The organism is Pseudoalteromonas peptidolytica (genome assembly GCF_012641745.1).
Taxonomy (GTDB): domain Bacteria; phylum Pseudomonadota; class Gammaproteobacteria; order Enterobacterales; family Alteromonadaceae; genus Pseudoalteromonas; species Pseudoalteromonas peptidolytica.
In genome coordinates, this window is record NZ_WEHZ01000006.1 from 1 (window position 1) to 17,953 (window position 17,953).

General features: G+C 42.0%; 13 protein-coding genes. 8 read left to right on the top strand and 5 right to left on the bottom strand.

What is annotated here, in order from left to right; all coding sequences use genetic code 11:
• The first annotated feature begins 473 nt into the window (after nucleotides 1-473).
• The 3 genes from F9Y84_RS05315 to F9Y84_RS05325 all read left to right on the top strand — a co-directional run bounded on the left by F9Y84_RS05315 (nucleotide 474) and on the right by F9Y84_RS05325 (nucleotide 2,649).
• Nucleotides 474-1,100, top strand: coding sequence for a LysE family translocator (locus F9Y84_RS05315; protein WP_128732196.1), 627 nt, complete (start codon nucleotides 474-476; stop codon nucleotides 1,098-1,100).
• Between the two features lie 43 nt (nucleotides 1,101-1,143).
• The gene (locus F9Y84_RS22520) at nucleotides 1,144-1,944 is read left to right on the top strand and encodes a helix-turn-helix transcriptional regulator (RefSeq protein ID WP_128732195.1); all 801 of its coding nucleotides are present in this window, start codon (nucleotides 1,144-1,146) and stop codon (nucleotides 1,942-1,944) included.
• 93 nt (nucleotides 1,945-2,037) lie between these two features.
• Nucleotides 2,038-2,649 (top strand): LysE family translocator, encoded by a 612-nt coding sequence (locus F9Y84_RS05325; RefSeq protein ID WP_147390694.1) that lies wholly within the window; start codon nucleotides 2,038-2,040, stop codon nucleotides 2,647-2,649.
• A gap of 68 nt (nucleotides 2,650-2,717) precedes the next feature.
• Here the strand turns inward: F9Y84_RS05325 and metG are convergent, their stop codons facing one another.
• Nucleotides 2,718-4,754 carry a methionine--tRNA ligase gene (gene metG, locus F9Y84_RS05330; protein ID WP_147390693.1) on the bottom strand — a complete coding sequence of 679 codons (2,037 nt, stop codon included), beginning with the start codon at nucleotides 4,752-4,754 and terminating at the stop codon, nucleotides 2,718-2,720.
• A 202-nt stretch (nucleotides 4,755-4,956) separates the two neighbouring features.
• Between metG and apbC the strand changes: the two genes are divergently transcribed.
• From apbC to F9Y84_RS05345, 3 genes are all read left to right on the top strand, one after another.
• Nucleotides 4,957-6,060, top strand: a complete 1,104-nt coding sequence (gene apbC / locus F9Y84_RS05335) for an iron-sulfur cluster carrier protein ApbC (protein WP_147390692.1) — start codon at nucleotides 4,957-4,959, stop codon at nucleotides 6,058-6,060.
• 2 nt (nucleotides 6,061-6,062) lie between these two features.
• Nucleotides 6,063-6,647: a dCTP deaminase gene (gene dcd, locus F9Y84_RS05340; protein ID WP_147390691.1), complete on the top strand. Its 585-nt coding sequence runs from the start codon at nucleotides 6,063-6,065 to the stop codon at nucleotides 6,645-6,647.
• Between the two features lie 693 nt (nucleotides 6,648-7,340).
• Nucleotides 7,341-9,806, top strand: a complete 2,466-nt coding sequence (locus tag F9Y84_RS05345; RefSeq protein WP_147390689.1) for an EAL domain-containing protein — start codon at nucleotides 7,341-7,343, stop codon at nucleotides 9,804-9,806.
• On the opposite strand, the gene F9Y84_RS05350 is transcribed toward F9Y84_RS05345, so the two are convergent.
• On the bottom strand, nucleotides 9,766-10,566 hold the full coding sequence (locus F9Y84_RS05350) for a CLCA_X family protein (RefSeq protein ID WP_147390688.1): 801 nt from the start codon (nucleotides 10,564-10,566) through the stop codon (nucleotides 9,766-9,768). The genes F9Y84_RS05345 and F9Y84_RS05350 overlap by 41 nt on opposite strands.
• Nucleotides 10,567-10,573: 7 nt before the next feature.
• Entirely contained in the window at nucleotides 10,574-11,194 is a 621-nt protein-coding gene (locus F9Y84_RS05355; RefSeq protein WP_247652029.1) for a tRNA-uridine aminocarboxypropyltransferase, read from the bottom strand.
• Nucleotides 11,195-11,282: 88 nt separating this feature from the next.
• Between F9Y84_RS05355 and F9Y84_RS05360 the strand changes: the two genes are divergently transcribed.
• Nucleotides 11,283-11,627, top strand: coding sequence for an Hpt domain-containing protein (locus F9Y84_RS05360; RefSeq protein ID WP_125252678.1), 345 nt, complete (start codon nucleotides 11,283-11,285; stop codon nucleotides 11,625-11,627).
• A gap of 351 nt (nucleotides 11,628-11,978) precedes the next feature.
• Nucleotides 11,979-13,193, top strand: a complete 1,215-nt coding sequence (locus F9Y84_RS05365) for a pyridoxal phosphate-dependent aminotransferase (protein ID WP_125252679.1) — start codon at nucleotides 11,979-11,981, stop codon at nucleotides 13,191-13,193.
• Between the two features lie 320 nt (nucleotides 13,194-13,513).
• Here the strand turns inward: F9Y84_RS05365 and F9Y84_RS05370 are convergent, their stop codons facing one another.
• Both F9Y84_RS05370 and F9Y84_RS05375 read right to left on the bottom strand, forming a co-directional pair.
• Nucleotides 13,514-16,675: an efflux RND transporter permease subunit gene (locus F9Y84_RS05370; RefSeq protein WP_167508291.1), complete on the bottom strand. Its 3,162-nt coding sequence runs from the start codon at nucleotides 16,673-16,675 to the stop codon at nucleotides 13,514-13,516.
• 6 nt (nucleotides 16,676-16,681) lie between these two features.
• Complete coding sequence (locus F9Y84_RS05375; RefSeq protein ID WP_147390686.1) at nucleotides 16,682-17,857, bottom strand: efflux RND transporter periplasmic adaptor subunit; 1,176 nt, start codon at nucleotides 17,855-17,857, stop codon at nucleotides 16,682-16,684.
• Nucleotides 17,858-17,953 lie beyond the last annotated feature (96 nt).

Sequence of the window (17,953 nt, forward strand, 5' to 3'; positions counted from 1 at the left end):
ATGCTCAAGCAGTGTGAATGCGGCTTACCGAGTCAACGCAGCAAATTGAAAACCGCTGGCTGGAACGACAAATTTAGGGCACAGGTATTCTTTGGTTTATAAGTAATCAAAGTATGCTCCGCCCCTGTTAATAAGAGTGGGTGATAGCGCGAGCTAAGGAGAATGTAGTCTAGTTTTCTGCGATTGACTATTACAGAGAATTACAACTTAGGTGATTATAAAGAGGTTTACCTATACGCAAGTTTTACTGACAAATATTTGAAAATATACCGACTAGAGGAATTGCCTCGGAGGTGTTGAGCGTGCAAAAATATATTCCTTTAAACTCAATAGAAAGCATACGTAAGAACGAAATCGGAGACTGCGAACGCTGGCGCAGATAGCTTAGCACTAGCAACCGAAACATAAAATTGATAAAAATATGACTCGGGCACTTAAATTTTAAAAAAACCACTATGTAAAAGGAAATTTTTATGGAGCTACACTCTCTCGCGTTATTCGCTATTGCTTGCTTAGCAATTAACCTGATCCCCGGGCCTGATGTTATTTATATTGTATCTAACACCATGAAAGGCAAAATATCGGCAGGAATGCAGGCTGCACTTGGTTTAGGTACAGGCTATTTTGTTCATACCATCGCTGCTTGTTTAGGATTGTCGGCAATTATTCTGAGTTCGGCTTTTGCATTTAGCGTGGTGAAATGGCTTGGCGCGGCCTATTTAGTTTATTTAGGCGTTCAATCAATACGGTCAATGTGGCGTGGCGACAGCCTGCTACAGCCGAAAAAACCAGAAACTCAAACTGGTAATGTTTTTATACAAGGTATTTTAGTCAGTGTACTGAATCCTAAGGTAGCCTTGTTCTTTTTGTCTTTTTTACCGCAATTTGTGGATCTTGCAGCACCATCAACGTCGCTACAAATTTTAATACTAGGGATACTATTTAGTGTTTTGGCTACGGTTTGTAACTTAGCGTATGCAGTTGCTGGCAGCTGGTTGTTTAATCGACCTAATGCAACACGCTATTCTCGTGCTCTTGAAGGCGTTTCGGGCATGTTGCTACTAGGGTTAGCTGGGAAAGTTATCGTTAGCGAGAAGTAGACTAGTGCAGGGTTACTGAACAAGATAAACCAGGTGGGGGGACGTGGAAAAGTCTAAAATTTGGAAAGACAAGTCTGTTGTAGGGGTTGAGCTCTTATCAGCGCAGTATACCAAGTTTGAGTTTGCCAAACATTGGCATGATGAATTGGCCATCGGTGTGATAGAAGACGGCGCTGAAGGTATTCTCTATGGCGGGCAAAAGTTGATAGTGCCTAAACATCACATTGTGGCAATCAACCCCGCTGAGGTGCATACCGGGTTCCCCGGTGTGCCAAGTGGGTGGCGTTATCGGATGTTTTATTTTGATCTCGCATTTTTACAGCAAGTTTTTGACAAAATGAGCGTGCACTTGGAGCCTGTCGTTAATCGCACCATTATTGATGATAAACGTCTGTTTTTAGGCTTGTTACAGCTTCATCAAGCGATGGAGCAAACGAGCTTCACGTTGACGAAAGAATCATTGTTATTGATAACCTTAGAACAGGTGTTTACCCAGTACGGTGAAGTAAACAACCCTGAACGCACCACTTTTATTGATACGCATAATGTGTTTCGTGCAAGAGACTATCTTTTTGACAACTGGCAGGAAAATATTTCACTCGATGAGTTAGAGGGGTTAACGAACAGTACTCGATTCCAGTTAATCAAAAGTTTTAACTCAACATTTGGCCTGACCCCGCATCAATTCCTCTTACAGATCAAAATACAAAAAGCCAAGAGTTTGCTTGCCAAAGGCATGACTTGTGTTGATACCGCGCTATTCTGTGGATTTTATGATCAAAGCCATTTTAATCGCAATTTTAAGCGGGCATACGGGGTATCACCATCTAATTACAAGTGCTGATATCTACACTTCAGGCGTATTTTCAATTTTGTACAAGACCAAACATTTCGATTTTTGTACTTTGTGTGCTTTCACAAAGGAGAAGTTTTGACAATGAGTTTGTTTATCATTTGGTTTAGTGCCATGTTCCCGTTAATTTTTAGTCCAGGTCCTGCAAATATTGTATTTGCTGCATCAGGTGCCAATGTCGGAGTGAGACGTTCATTAGGACTCTTAGCTGGCGTTGACATAGTGTACGTCCTCAAGTCGCTCTTGGTAGGGTATGGCCTTGGTAAAGTGATTGAGTCTCACCCGATGGCTTTGAATTTTCTGCAACTGATGGGGTCTATTTACCTTATCTATATGGCGACGAAATTTTTTGGCGCATCTACGAACATTTCAGCAAGTGATAACAAAACACTAGGTTTTATGGATGGAGTATTACTGCAAGTATTGAACAGCAAAGGGTGGGTATTAGTTTTGATTATGTTTACGCTTTTTAGCGAGCAAGCGAATGATGCCTTCGGCGCTGCGGGAAATTTAATTCTGGTGTTATGGCTCGCGGTACTCAATATTTCAGTACATTTGGTCTGGATTAAAGCAGGTGACTTGTTGGCGCGAGTATCGAACAACCCTGTTTATAATAAATACTTGGAACGATTTTACGGTGGGTGTTTGTATCTTGTCGCGGTTTGGCTAATTTTCGATAATAAAATTTGGTACTGAGATCTGGTATCAGCAAAAATAAAGGCTTCTAAATAGAAGCCTTTATTTGTATATAAGTAATACGGTGATTACATCACCCGCATACCAGGCTGTGAGCCTTCGTCTGGATTCAAGATATAAATCTCTTTACCACCAGGACCTGCCGCTAGCACCATGCCTTCTGACATACCAAAACGCATCTTACGAGGCTTGAGGTTGGCAACCATTACGGTTAACTTGCCGATAAGATCTTCAGGTGAATACGCTGATTTAATACCCGCAAACACTTGACGTGTTTCGCCACCTAAATCAAGGGTTAACCTAAGTAGCTTATCTGCACCTTCAACATGTTCTGCGTTTGCAATTTTCGCGACACGCAGGTCAACTTTAGCAAAATCATCAAATTCGATTTCTGCTGCGATTGGCTCTTTGGCAAGCGGACTATTTGGATCGGCTTCAACAGACTGACCACCTACTTTCTTTTCGAGGCTTTCTTTAGAAGACTCAATCATGGCATTGACTTTATCAAGTTCAACGCGTTGCATTAGCGCTTTAAACTTATTGATTTCGTGATTAACAAGGGCGCTGTCAATGCTCTCCCAAGTAAGCTCAGTGTTTAAGAAAGCTTCTACATTTTTCGCCATACCTGGAAGGATAGGTTTTAAGTAGGTAAGCAGTACGCGGAATAGGTTAAGACCCATGGAGCAAACATGGTGTGCACGCTCAAGAGTGTCTTCATTCTTTGCAAGCACCCAAGGCGCTTCGGCGTCAATAAACTGGTTTGCTTTGTCAGCAAGAGTCATGATCTCACGTACAGCGCGGCTGTATTCGCGGTTTTCAAAGTGTGTCGCAATTGAATCCTTTGCAGCAACAAAGCTATTTAGTAGCGCTTCGTCCATGACAGTATCGCTTAGTTTGCCACCAAACTTTTTGGTGATAAAGCCTGCACAGCGACTTGCTATGTTTACCACTTTGCCCACTAAGTCTGAGTTCACGCGTGCCGCGAAATCTTCTAGGTTTAGGTCTAAATCAGTAACACCACTGTTTAGTTTAGCAGCGTAATAATAACGTAAATATTCAGGCTCTAAGTGCTCAAGGTAGGTGCGAGCTTTTACAAAAGTCCCCTTAGACTTAGACATTTTAGCGCCATTTACGGTGACAAAGCCGTGAGCAAAAACATTATTTGGTTTGCGGAAATTAGCACCATCTAGCATTGCTGGCCAAAATAGGCTGTGGAAGTAGATGATGTCTTTACCGATAAAGTGATATAGCTCAGCATCAGAGCCTTCACCCCAAAACTCATCAAAGTTCAAGCCCTGTTTTTGACATAGGTTTTTAAAGCTTGCCATGTAACCGATTGGCGCATCCAACCACACATAGAAATACTTGCCAGGGGCACCAGGTATTTCAAAACCAAAATACGGTGCATCACGGCTGATGTCCCACTGCTGTAGGCCATCTGCAAACCATTCGTCTAGCTTGTTTGCCATTTCAGATTGTAAACTACCTGAACGCAGCCATGTTTTTAACATGTCTTCAAACGCTGGCAAGTCAAAGAAATAATGCTCTGAATCTTTCAAAATTGGCGTCGCACCAGACATCACAGATTTTGGCTCAATTAATTCTGTCGGGCTATAGGTTGCACCACAGGCATCACAGCTGTCGCCATTTTGATCTTCAGACTTACAGGTAGGGCAAGTACCAGTAACAAAGCGATCTGGTAGAAATATACTTTTTTCAGGGTCGAAGAGCTGCGAAATTGTACGCTTTTTAATATAACCTTTTTCGTCTAAACGAGTGTAAATAAGTTCACTTAGTTCACGGTTTTCATCGCTGTGTGTGCTGTGGTAGTTATCAAACTCGATATTAAAATCGGCAAAGTCACGTTGACGCTCAATGCTTACCTGCTGAACCATTTCTTCTGGCGTAATACCTTGCTTCTGTGCATTTAGCATGATTGGCGTGCCGTGCGCATCATCTGCACAGACATAGTAAGCTTCATGGCCTTGTAGCTTTTGGAAGCGAGACCAAATATCGGTTTGAATATATTCAAGCAAATGGCCTAAGTGTGTTGGGCCATTTGCATATGGTAATGCACTGGTAATGAGAATTTTTCTCTTCGTCATAACGATTCCATGAATTTAGCGCGATCTTTTTAAGTGATGGTGCTGAATTGGCTTACTTTTCACCTTATTGGCGCTCGAATGCACAAGTGCGTGAGGTGACTTACCTTTGTTCAGACCATGAACCGCGAATTGACTGGTTTTAATGTGTTGAATGTTACATAATTCCGAGGCTATTTTCATCACCCAGAGGAGTTTAATTTGTATGTTTGGACTGGAAAAATGGTTTGCCAGAGGAAAAAATACCAAACAAGCAGTAATTGAGCTTTTAAGTGGCTATCGCAGTGCTGCATTACCAGTGGGAATTGATGCGAATTGGGTGATTAAAGTACAAGAGTCAAACAAGCAAATTCAAGTACATATTAACTTCCCGTTTGCTATTCAATGTGATCAAGAAATATCTAGCTACTTGAAGCAACATCTAAATAAGCCTGTTGAGGTGATATCTGACGTTATTGTTGTCGGTCGACCAAAATTTAAAGCCATTAAACATATTATTCTTGTTGCCTCAGGCAAGGGCGGGGTGGGTAAGTCAACGACGGCGATTAATCTAGCCTACGCACTGCGTGCTCAAGGCGCAAAAGTGGGTGTTTTAGATGCCGATATTTACGGGCCCTCATTACCAAGTTTGCTGGCTCTTGAGGACGAAAAACCTCAGGCAAAAGATGATAAAACCTTACTACCAATTGAAAAGGCGGGAATTAAAGCCATGTCTATCGGCTTTTTGGTTCCAGCAGAAAATGCCACAGTTTGGCGAGGTCCAATGGCTTCTCAAGCACTTACCCAATTGCTAAATGAAACAGAGTGGGGCGAGCTGGATTATCTGATTGTAGACATGCCGCCTGGCACCGGGGATATTCAGCTTACAATGACGCAAAAAGTGCCAGCCAGTGGCGCTGTGATCGTCACTACCCCTCAGACGCTGGCGCTGGCGGATGCGCAAAAGGGTATCGCGATGTTTGAAAAGGTGCAGTTGCCTATTTTAGGACTGGTTGAAAATATGAGTTACTTCAATTGTGAGCAGTGTGGCAGCCGCAACCAAATTTTTGGTCACTCAGGTGGTACTGCATTGGCAAGTCGATATGGTGTACCTTTACTCGCGGAAGTGCCGCTTAATGACCAAATCAGAGTAGCGACAGAACAAGGTAAAGATATTGTTGCTTTGACTCATCAGGCAAACCAACAAAACGAAACGGATAATCATGATATAGCCGATCATTATGTTGATTGTGCCCAACTGGTTGCCAGTATGTTATATTATCAATCAAACTCAACGTCGGGTGTTGAGATTGTGATGACGGAAGATTAAGAATGAGATTATCGGATACCCACATTCGAGAAGCGATAGAACAAAAGCGTATAGTTATAGAGCCTACGCCTGAACCAGATATGATTTCAGGGGTAACGGTAGATTTGAGACTTGGTAACAAGTTTAGAGTATTCCAAGATCATGCCGCACCTTATGTAGATCTCAGTGGCCCAAAAGATCAGATCAATGCCGCGATGGAGTCAATCATGAGTGATGAAATTGTGTTAGAAGATGGTCAAGCTTTTTTCTTGCATCCTGGGGAGCTTGCGCTGGCGATGACGTTTGAAAAAGTAACGCTACCTGCTGATCTCGTTGGCTGGCTTGATGGCCGTTCGTCTTTGGCACGGCTAGGTTTAATGGTTCACGTTACCGCGCATCGTATTGACCCCGGTTGGTCAGGCAATATTGTTCTAGAGTTCTACAATTCAGGCAAGTTGCCTTTGGCACTTCGACCAAACATGAAAATCGGTGCGATGAGTTTTGAAACTATGACCTGCGCCGCTGAGTTTCCATACAATGAACGTAAAGACGCAAAGTATAAAGATCAAAATAGCGCCGTTGCGTCTCGCATCAGTGATGATAAATAATTAACTTGAGCTGCTGGTAATTAATACTTACTCGCAGCTCACGTGAGCTCGGTTATTATCAAATTTTCTGGCTATCAATGACTGCCATTAACTATACGCAATTATTCTTTGATAGCCAGTCAATGCCATCACTCTATCTGCACAGTCGGTATTAAATGTTTTTCACCACACTGACATTTCAGACAACGAGGATATTTTAAGCGAACGCTACACGACAGCCCGCACTTATGATAGGCTCAACACGGCCCTCAAATAAGGTGCAAGGAAAGGGCGATAAAATTATACCCGGCTGATAAGCTGTGTAGTTACATTAATCTTAGACTGTCTCTCAAACCTCTCCATAACGATTTAAATTCAATAATATTTTTGCATTTACTCTGAACCTCACCATACTTATGTTAGTAGTCACCGTCATGGTGAACAGCAAAACGATTAGAAAACAACCTGAGCTTCGGATAATTAATGTCGTTCTAGCTGCCGGTTTTAGCGCTAACTGCGTTGAATTGACTCCCAATAGCCAGCTATTGGTTCGTAAATTCGCCTTGTTGTCCCTAAAACTGTCTGGCTAGATAAGAGCGTAGTTTAATGTGGTCTCAAAAACAATGAGTTGACTCATTCGAGCTGACGCATTCCTTATCCAAACCTCCGGTTAAATACGTAACTCGGTATAAAAGTGAAGCAAGGAGAAAAAGTATGTGGCTTAGCGTAGCTAGATATGCCGCACTGATGCTCGCTACTATATATTGTGTGTTTACAGCTGCATCTGTAACGCTTAACCAGTACACGCTAAAAGCAATAGATGGAAATCCCGAAATATCAGTGGGTTACGGCGCTTTCTCAGACGCTACGTTCACAGCATCAAAGGGTACTGTGTCAATACCCAAGGGGGTTGACGTTTGGCTTCGTGTTCAAGTTCCCGAATCGATGCTAAACAGCAAAGTAGTGGTGTCTATTGAGCGACCTTCGCTTGGTGGTGTAGAGTTTTACTTGATGGCGACAGATGATAGTTTATATCCTGTAAGTGAGCTTAATAATTCGGCCTCGCTACCCAATCTTTCCCCTCATTTTATCTTTGAGCCGAACACGTCCAGCCGTGCTGTATTCGCCAAAATAAGTTCACCTTATGTTTCTACCTCAGAGGTCGAGATTATACCTTACAGCAACTACGTGAAAACGACCAATGTACGGCTGTTTTTCATGGGAGTGTTTTTTGGAGTAATGTGCCTGATCAGTATTTTTATGTTGAGTACAGGAATAATTTCAAAGCGCACCAGTTTGCTCGCTGTCGGTGGGTATCTGTTATCTTTGGCACTATTATATGTTGCTCATAAAGGACTCACTGACGTTGTGGTAAGCTATCAAAATAGTGCTAATTTTATGCACTTTAGTGATAGTTTCATGTGCTTCTCACTTGGATTTTGTCTCCTGTTTTTTCATTATTTTCTGACGCAAAATCGGCTAGCTAGAAAGTTCAAATCAGGAATCAAGTTGATAGCTGGAGTATATATTTTGATTGGGATTGCTGCTGCCGTTGCCAACGTTGATTTACCGTTTGCGATGCAGTCAACAATGGTTATTGTGGCAATCGTTTTGAGCGCCATTATTTTAGCTAGTCAAGATAAAAGCAATGCAAAAGAAGTGTATTTTTGTGTGGCGATTTGGTCTCCTATAGTGGCTGTATTAATAGGGTTTGCGGCAAGTCAGAGTATCAACAGTACCACAGAGCATGTGTCGATAGTGAATGACAGTCTAATTGCTTTACACTTGATACTGCTGCTTTTGTTTGTAATTTGGCATGATGCTGAAAAAAGACGCATTTATATCCATTATGCACAATTTGATAAAGAAACAGCACTTCCTAATAAGTTCGCTCTTTTCGGTGCTCTTGCAAAACTTGAAGAGCAGAATAAGCCCCATACGTTATTGCTTTTTAAACCGTTAATATTACCATCTATTCGACTGAATTTTGGTCTGACGTTTGCGAATCAACATATTAGTAAACTCTTTAAAGAAGTGCATGAGCAAATTAATACGTATGGTAGTGCAGCTGTTGCAAATAAAGGAGATACACATATTTACCGACTGGAAGACCAAGTCTTCGCGATAGTGCTTGATGGTAAAATTGAAGTCAGTCAAGTTGAACAGTATGTTTGTATTTTATCATCCGTTTTTGAGGAAGGGGTGTGGTATAAAGATACCAAAATTGTCGATAGCTTGGATGTGGGTGTAGCAAATTATCCAATGCACGCCAAAACAACTGAAAAGCTGGTACAACGCGCCTTGCAGGCGCTAAATACCAAAACGCACAATGGCCAACGATGGCACTTGTTTGACGTTGAAAGTTCAATGTCTAGTGAGCGTCAATTAAAATTGACCTCTTTTTTAAAAAGTGCAATAGAACAAGAACAGTTTAGCTTATTTTTCCAGCCTCAAGTTGACCTTAAAACAGGAAGAGTGTTTGGCTCTGAAGTGTTAATTAGGTGGTTGCAACCTGATCTTGGCTATATACCACCCGATGAGTTTATACCGATTGCTGAGTCATCCGGCCAAATCTACGAGATCACCGAATGGGTGGTGGAGCAGGCGTTAAAATACCAAGCTCAGATCACGAAGCAAATTCCTGAGCATGTAATTTCTATAAATGTCTCGGGACGAGATCTTAGCCGCCGAGAATTATCAGTGCAGCTCATCACGCTTATCAATGAGTTATCACTTGCACCGTCTCAAATAATGATTGAAATTACAGAGTCTGTGACGATTGGTAATGAAACTGAGCTTAAAGGTATGCTTGATGATTATCGTTCGATAGGAGTCAAAGTTGCGATAGATGATTTTGGCACAGGATACTCATCGCTTGCTTACTTGAGTAAATTGGGTTTTGATGAATTAAAAATCGATAAAAGCTTTGTAATGGATATAGAAACCTCAAAAAGCAATCAAACTATCTGTAAAGCAACGTGTGATATGGCACATAGTTTGGGGTCAAAAGTGGTGGCTGAAGGTGTCGAAGATATCAATAGCTATATTCGCTTGCAGGCTTATGGCTGTGACTACGCTCAAGGTTATTTTATTTCTCGGCCGTTACCGTTTAATGAGTTTTTAAGTTGGCTGGAAAAAGTTAACTCTGCTTCTGATATAAAATCGTTCCTAATTCGCTAAAGTAGCGATGAATTATCTTTGCACAGTGCGTTCTGTGTCTTTGGAGTGGGTAGATCCCCAATTTCTCTTGCTCAGAGCCTTTTATGCCTCCTGCGAGAAATAAGTTTTCAATGTCGTCATGATAGGCAATAACCGCTTCAAACATTCGTGCAGTGAGTTCTTCTGGCAGCGCGTAGTAGACTTGTTTATTTGCTTTATCAGCAAGCTTAGCGACATGAAAATACTCATTTGGCTGCGCTTTGTTCTCAGTCAGTAGCACGGCAGCATAAAAATCAGATAAGATATTATTGAGAGGGTGAGCGATTGTATTTGTGGATAAAAGCCATGCTGAAGATGCAAAAGCCTGTGTTGGCTGTTTGATCAAATGTTGACAAATATAGTGGTCAAAAGCGTGCCACCACTCATGGGCAAGTGCACCACCACCGGCGTTTTTTGCGAGTGCAAGTGTTCTGGCTGTTGGGGCGTAATGTGCTTGTACTCCTGGTCTTCCGCCTGTTCCAAAGGCAAAGTTCAAGGTTCCTCTTAGCCCTATTACTGTAGGTGGAACCCCAAGAATTTGTGCTAGATCGGCAAGGGAATCATAAATCAAGTTTGCAGATAAGCGTGACTCCTCAGGCGTTACCCAGCTGCCAATAGTCATGGTTTTGAATCCGAAAGTCAGCTTTATTTCGCTAAAGTCGACCTGATCGCCAAAGCGATAATCTGGACCATTACGACCATATCCTTGGTGCAATCTTGAGCGTTTTGTGATCTGGTTCATCGGTAATTCAATATCTCGCTTTTACGTCGACAGGCATTAATTTCATCTGCTCTTCGACCATGCCTTTTTGTAATGTATAAAGTGCATCCACATTACAGGAGTCAATGAGGTTAAGAAAATGCGCTGTAGCCTCCAAAGTTGATAAACTGTACTTATGCTTTGATTTTCTGATGGTGTATTCGCTGGCATCAACCGTATCAAATTTGAGACTTGGCAAATGGTGTAGCCATGGATTTAATTGATAAAGTTTGGTCGCTTTTTTCCAGGTTCCATCAAGGACAATAACAGCATGTAAGTTAGCGTATTCATCGCGTTGTTGAACCAGCGATTGAGCTTGGTCATTAGGGTAAAGCAGCGCGACGTGTTTTTGTTCGCAATATGCTTTTAGATTATCGAAGTCTCGTTCATTTTCTCCAACCACTATTTGTATGTTACGTAATTGCAAAGCGAGTAACTTTGCGGTGTTTTTTGCTACTTTTGCCTCGCTCGGATGCTGCATAACAACCACTTCAATTGAGTTATCTATTAATTCGCTGATATATGAACAAACACAGGTTTGAAGGGGAAAGGCACAAACAGGACAAGTATTACGCTTCATAAAGACAAAAAGTTTTAAAAAAGATGGCATATTTTACCATATCTATTGCGTATTTACTTTGCACAAGAAACTAGATTTGGCTAGCATAAGTAATAGCATATAAAATTTAAGGAAAATTATGAGCATCGTAATAGATGAAAGCGCCTTAGAAAACATGCAAATGTTGCTAGGGGAGCAGTTTGAAGACACCGTTCATTTTTGTTGTTCGGAATTTGAGCGTTTGGCATCGGAATTAATGTTAAGTTTGAATCACGACCAAGAGGCTGCTATTCGTCATGCTCATAGCTTAAAATCTAACGCAGCTCAATTTGGGGCGTCTAGCTTGAGCGACCTAGCAAAAACCTTAGAACATGCACTAATACAAAACGATCAGGGCGTTGTTGACAATGCGATCCAAGAGTTATCTTCCCAAGTTGTAGGTTCAAAATCTAAGCTAGAGCAATGGTTGAGTGTCAAAACATAGCTAAACGGGGTATAGGTCGGTAATACGACCTCTTTTTCCTTTTTGGGTCAGAATGTTCATCCCGCGTCGTTCTAAACAACGTGTCTAGTTATATTTTTCGCTTAAAAATCGACAGAGCACTAATGCCACGTATGGTATCGTTCAACGCAAAGTCAGATTATTACCATTACATCCTAAATATTGCTTGCTGAGGTTGAAACAACATAGTGCTCAGCTTTGGTCATTGTCGTCAGTCAGTACTTGTCTAATACTCCGTATCTTGTAGTAATTTTTACCGCACAAAAAGTGATTACCAGCGTAGCATTAATACAGCATTGTGATATATGCTTGAGCAAATTGAGGGGGGAATAAATGCTACAAATAACAAAAAGTAATAAATTAAATGGGGTAAGTTACGACATTCGTGGCCCAGTTTTAGAGCAGGCAAAAAAGATGGAAGATGAGGGCATGAAAGTGCTCAAGCTAAATATTGGTAACCCTGCTGCGTTTGGCTTTGATATGCCAGAGGATATGCACCGAGACATTATAAAGAACCTTTACTCGGCACAAGGATACTGCGACTCGAAGGGGTTATATTCTGCCAGAGTGGCTGTCTATCAGTATTATCAACAAAAAAGCTTCCCGAATATAAGCGTCGATAATATTTTTATTGGTAACGGTGTTAGTGAGCTAATTCAAATGACGGCACAAGCGTTACTTAATGATGCAGATGAAGTGTTAATTCCTGCACCAGACTATCCACTTTGGACAGCTGCAGTGAAGTTATCAGGAGGTGAACCGGTTCACTACCTTTGTGATGAGCAACAAGATTGGTTTCCGGATATTGAAGATATAAAAAGTAAAATCACAAGTAAAACAAAAGCACTTGTCCTTATTAATCCAAACAATCCCACAGGTGCAGTTTACGATAAGGCGCTTCTTGAATCTCTCATTAATATCGCCAGAGAGCACAAGCTTTTACTGCTAAGTGATGAAATATACGAAAAAATTCTTTATGACAATGCCGAGCACTTTTCGATAGCTAGTTTATGTGACGATATTCCAGTGATCACGTTTAATGGTCTTGCCAAAACATATAGAGCTGCGGGGATCCGCATGGGGTGGATGGTATTAAGTGGGAAACTTTCGGTTATGCAAGATCTCACCACCGGACTTGAAATGTTGGCCTCCATGCGGCTTTGTGCAAATGTGCCTGCGCAGTTTGCAATTCAGCAGGCGCTAGGTGGGATCCAGTCTATCGATCAGCTTGTAGAACCCGGGGGGCGATTGTATGAACAGCGTGATATTGCGTTCAATGGCCTGAATGACATTGAAGGGATAAGCTGCGTGAAGCCCAAAGGCGCACTGTATGCTTTTCCTAAGGTAGACATGCAGCGCTTTAATATTAAAAATGATGAACGTATGGTGCTGGATTTACTAAAAGAAGAAAAAATCTTGCTGGTTCATGGACGAGCTTTTAATTGGCCAACAGCGGATCATTTTAGACTGGTGTTCTTACCACATAAAGACGATTTAGTGCCTTCAATGGAGCGAATAAAGCGCTTCTTTGCTCACTATCGTCAGTAAAAGCATAGAAGTGAGTTAATACCAATTAATTTTTAATACCTCCTTAATTTTAAAGGAGTAAATCTGGCATGAGGTGTGTTAATAATTTCTTATTTAGAACAACTAAAAAGCAATTTTTTTGCCTCAAAATAGATTATTTACTTAACCTGAGACTCGGATAATTAGCTAACAAACTCATACTTTGCAGAACGCATTTTACAAACGATAAAAAGCTCGGAAAAGTTTCCGAGCTTTTTGGTGGGCTAGTAATGTAAATGTATTTTTAGAACTAAAATTCGAAGAGGGGTAGTTCACCCCAATCCAAACGAAATGCTCAGAATTTAATTGGTGTTAGATTTCAACTCAGTTGTTACCTTTGATTGCTCATGCCCGTCTTTTTTGAGCCACTTGCGACCAAGGCGTTTAATATCCTCCAGCGCAACATACTGACATGGAATAAGCACCAATGTGATCACTGTGGCGAAGAGTACACCAAAGGCCAGCGAAACAGCCATCGGGATCACTATCTTAGCCTGTAAACTAGTCTCCATAATGATAGGTACCAAACCGATAAACGTGGTAAGCGACGTTAAGAGAATCGCTCTAAAGCGTTTGCAGCCGGCTTCAACCGCTGCATCTTTCAAGCTAGTTCCTGCATCGCGTGCTTTATTGACGAAATCGACCATAACGAGGGAGTCATTCACCACGACACCAGCAACTGCGATGATCCCAAAGAAAGATAGGCTACTCATGGTCATCCCTAAAACCATATGACCAAATACTGCGCCAACTACTCCAAATGGGATAACCGACATGATAATAAGTGGTTGTGAGTAAGAGCGCAGTGGTATTGCGAGTAAGGCAAAGATGATCATCAACGAGAGCGCAAAATCGCGAATTTGCTCGGCAACACTATCCATCTCTTCTTGAACTCGCCCAGCAACAGCACTTTGTACACTTTGGTAATTTTTGAGTAAACTAGGTAAGTATTCATCACGAATTTGTTTAGCAATTTCAAATGGCTGAGCTACTTCTGTATCTACTGAAGCCCATACGTTGATAGTGCGTTTGGCATTCTCGCGACGGATACGATTAACACCATCGACGAGTTTTACATCAGCGACTTCCACTAGCGGAACTTCAGCGCCTTGTGGTGTTAAGATGCGAACATCTTGGATGTCACTGATTGTATCACGATGTTCTTTTGGATAACGGATCATCACTTTAATCTCTTCACCATCGCGTAAGATACGTTGAGCTTCAAGACCATAGTAACTGAAGTTAACCTGAGAGGCGACGTCCGCCAAAGTGAGCCCAAGACTGTAGGCCAGTGGCTTAAGCTCTAACTGCACTTCATCGGTTGCAGATTGCATCGAGTCGTTAATGTCACCAACCCCTTCGATGGTGGCTAATTTATCTTTTAATTTAGCAGCGACTTCTTGTAGTGCAGCCTTTTCTCTACCTTCTAATCTAAAGCTAATATCGCCGTCATCACGTCCACCATTCATAATACTGTCTTGAATGTTTAACGACTTCACTCCAGGCAGCGTGGGCATTGCATCACGCCACTTAGCGCTCAATGCAAAAGTGTCGATTGGACGAGCCTCTGGTTCAACCAAGATAACCATGATGTTAGCACTGGTACGGCCATTCATATTGACCATATAATCACGGATCATCTTTTTCCCATATTCAGCTTCGATTTCTTTATCAACACTAAGCACCATCTGTTCTATCTTTTGGATCGAGTTCAAAGTTGCTGTTTCTGATGACGATAAGTTCATATCAATAGAAATTCTTGGAAAGTCGTGTGGAATTTTAGGGTTAGCAACAAACTTAACTAAGCCACCAGCAAACATTCCTGCACTGACAATAAGTACAGCCAAAAATCCAACAATGACGGTATAACGGTAATGGATACAGCGGTTAATAAAAGGTCGATAGCTGTTTTCGATAAGACTTTGTAAGCCACGATCCATCTTTTCTCTTAACCGATGAAACGGGTTTTTTGGGTTGCTAGGTTTGTCCTTCATTGCTGCTAAGTGGGCAGGTAAAACTAGCTTAGATTCAACCAAAGAAAACAACAAACAAAGAATAATAACGCCACCAATGGCTTTAGAAAATGCAGCTGTTGGTCCTGTTGCTAGGGTTTGTGGTAAAAATGCAGCAACTGTTGTCAGTACTCCAAACGTTGCAGGAATTGCGACTCGCTTCACTCCTCGAACAACATTATCTAAGCTATGGCCATGCTTTTCGATTTCTGCGTGAGCGGATTCACCAACAACAATGGCGTCATCGACTACTATTCCTAACACGAGGATAAATGCAAACAGTGAGGCTAAGTTAATTGTGACGTCTAAAAAGCCAATAGGCATCATTAAAAATGCCCCCAAAAAACTCACTGGCAGCCCCATCATAACCCAAAATGCTAGACGAACACGTAAGAATAGCGCAAGCATTAACATAACCAATACGCCACCAAGCGCCATATTCTCTAACATCATGTTTAGGCGGCCATTTAGGTAGTAGGTCAAATCAATAAATGGTTCTAGTTCAACACCTTGTGGTAAAGCGCCTTTTTTAGCCTCCAAATAATTTTTTATCACAGAGGCGACTTTGGTAATGTCCTGATCTTTAGAGGCACTCACCTCAAACACAAGAGAATTTTTACCATTGTATTTCGAGTACTGTAAACCTTCTTCAAAACCATCATTAATGATGGCTACATCACCTAAATAGACTTGCGCGCCATCCGGTAGAGTCAACAGGGGGAGTTTTCTAAATTCATCACCACGGTATGCTTGATTTTCGACGCGCATTGAAATGTAACCATTTTCAGAACGGATTTGTCCTGCGGACATGTTTGCTGAAAAGTTTTTAACGGCGTCAGCAACGGCTCTAAAGCTCAGCCCATATTCACGCATTTTATCGGGGCTTATCTCTATTGATATTTCGTAATCCAGCCCGCCATCAAAGCGCACTAGGTTGACACCAGGGAGTGATAGCATCTCCTCGTGAATACGATTACCCAGTTCTTTGAGATCATGAGGAGTGAGATCGCCATTTAATGATAGCCACATCACCTCTTGTGTTGCTTTGTCATGGCGAACAATAGGGCGCTCCATACCCGAAGGGAATGTTGATACAGCATCAACTTGCATTTTTACTTCATCAAGCACCTCTTTGGTGTCGTACTGTTCATCCACTTCTATCCATGTTTGAGAGTAACCTCGGTTTGAGTAAGTAATTAGTCGTTTTATTCCTTCGAGTCCTTCCATGGATTCCTCGATTTTTATGGTGATACCTTCTTCGACTTCTTGAGGTGCTGCACCAGGGTATACAGCTTGGACACTAATCCAATTACTGTCGTATTGCGGAAACATCTGCTTGCGAATTGAGAATGCGGTGAGCAGTCCTCCTACGATAATAAAAATCATCAGTAGGTTGGCAGCGACAGGGTTTCTTGCAAACCAAGCGATTAGGCCTTTTTCTGTGCTTTGCATAATCACTTACTCCTCTTTAAGTGCCAGCTGTGTGTTGGCACTTTGCATGACAGCATCATCTATGCGTAGCTGCATTCCCTCTGAAGGGTAGTCTAGGGCTGAGGTGATAAGCTGTTGACCGGCGCTAACGCCATTATCTACAACGACCATACCGTTATATTCACGGATGATGTTAAGTTTTTTATAGCTGAGTTTATCTTGGTCATCGAGCGTCGCTACGCGCCCAGATTTAACTAAGTGGTGAGGGATAAGTGTTGCATTTTCAATTAATAGACCTTGAATTTCAGCATTAATGTAAGCACCAAACCTAAGTGGTTTTAGCAAATGACTGTAGGGTTGCTCAACTTGAGCCACAAGGTATGTCATCCGGCTTTTGTTATCTATTACTCCTTCACTGCGGACAATTTGTCCTTTCCAGCTCATAGACTGACCAGCCACGTCGGCGGTTAACATTACTTCAGCGCCTACGCCTTGTTGAGGTAGGTATTGTAGCTCTTTGTCTGCTACAGGGAGTCTAACTTCTGCGACAGAAGTTGCATTCAGTTTACCAAAGCCATTACCTGGGTTTACTACACTACCAAGACTGACAGTACGAGACTCAATAATTGCATCGTAAGGGGCGCGGATATAAGTACGTTCTAAGTTGCGCTTGGCACGTTTTACCGCAGCTTGTGCTGCTTTAAAGCGTGCTAGCTTCTCTGCAAGCTGTGGCTTTCTCAAATAAAGCTCTGATGGGATTTTTTCGTTCGCGTTGGCGGTTATTCGTTGCCACTCAGCTTTGGCAACTTGCACTTGAGCTTGTTCTATTTCTAGCGCAGAACTTGCCTGTGCCAGTGCAGCCTCGGCCTCAATAAGCGCAGCTTCGTAGTCATTAGGGTCGATACGCGCCAGTATATCTCCTTCTTTAACAAAACCGCCTTTTACAAACTTCTCATCAAGATCAATAACTTGACCGCTCACTTGAGCAACTAATTCGGTACTATACTTAGGTGCGACGACACCGTACGAGGAGACGTTAAGTCGAACTGGTGCAACTTCAATTGGTTGAACCTGCACCAGTGGATGAGTGATTTCCTCTGGTTTTTCTTCTGGAGGCTGTTTCATTGCAGACATAGCAACAGCCGCTGCAATACCCACCGCGAGAACGGCAACCGGTAGAATGATTTGTTTTTTACTAGCCACGTTAAAATCCTTCCTGTTGAATGATTTTTAATAATCCAGATTAACGGCTCTGGATCATCGATAAACTTAAGAATACGCGAATAGTTATGTCGAGGT

Bases quoted from the DNA above. Each gene is read 5' to 3' on its own strand.
- apbC (WP_147390692.1), top strand. From the start codon at position 4,957: ATGTTTGGACTGGAAAAATGGTTTGCCAGAGGAAAAAATACCAAACAA.
- F9Y84_RS05315 (WP_128732196.1), top strand. From the start codon at position 474: ATGGAGCTACACTCTCTCGCGTTATTCGCTATTGCTTGCTTAGCAATT.
- F9Y84_RS05345 (WP_147390689.1), top strand. From the start codon at position 7,341: ATGTGGCTTAGCGTAGCTAGATATGCCGCACTGATGCTCGCTACTATA.
- dcd (WP_147390691.1), top strand. From the start codon at position 6,063: ATGAGATTATCGGATACCCACATTCGAGAAGCGATAGAACAAAAGCGT.
- F9Y84_RS05325 (WP_147390694.1), top strand. From the start codon at position 2,038: ATGAGTTTGTTTATCATTTGGTTTAGTGCCATGTTCCCGTTAATTTTT.
- metG (WP_147390693.1), bottom strand. From the start codon at position 4,754: ATGACGAAGAGAAAAATTCTCATTACCAGTGCATTACCATATGCAAAT.
- F9Y84_RS05370 (WP_167508291.1), bottom strand. From the start codon at position 16,675: ATGCAAAGCACAGAAAAAGGCCTAATCGCTTGGTTTGCAAGAAACCCT.
- F9Y84_RS05360 (WP_125252678.1), top strand. From the start codon at position 11,283: ATGAGCATCGTAATAGATGAAAGCGCCTTAGAAAACATGCAAATGTTG.
- F9Y84_RS05365 (WP_125252679.1), top strand. From the start codon at position 11,979: ATGCTACAAATAACAAAAAGTAATAAATTAAATGGGGTAAGTTACGAC.
- F9Y84_RS05350 (WP_147390688.1), bottom strand. From the start codon at position 10,566: ATGAACCAGATCACAAAACGCTCAAGATTGCACCAAGGATATGGTCGT.
- F9Y84_RS05355 (WP_247652029.1), bottom strand. From the start codon at position 11,194: ATGCCATCTTTTTTAAAACTTTTTGTCTTTATGAAGCGTAATACTTGT.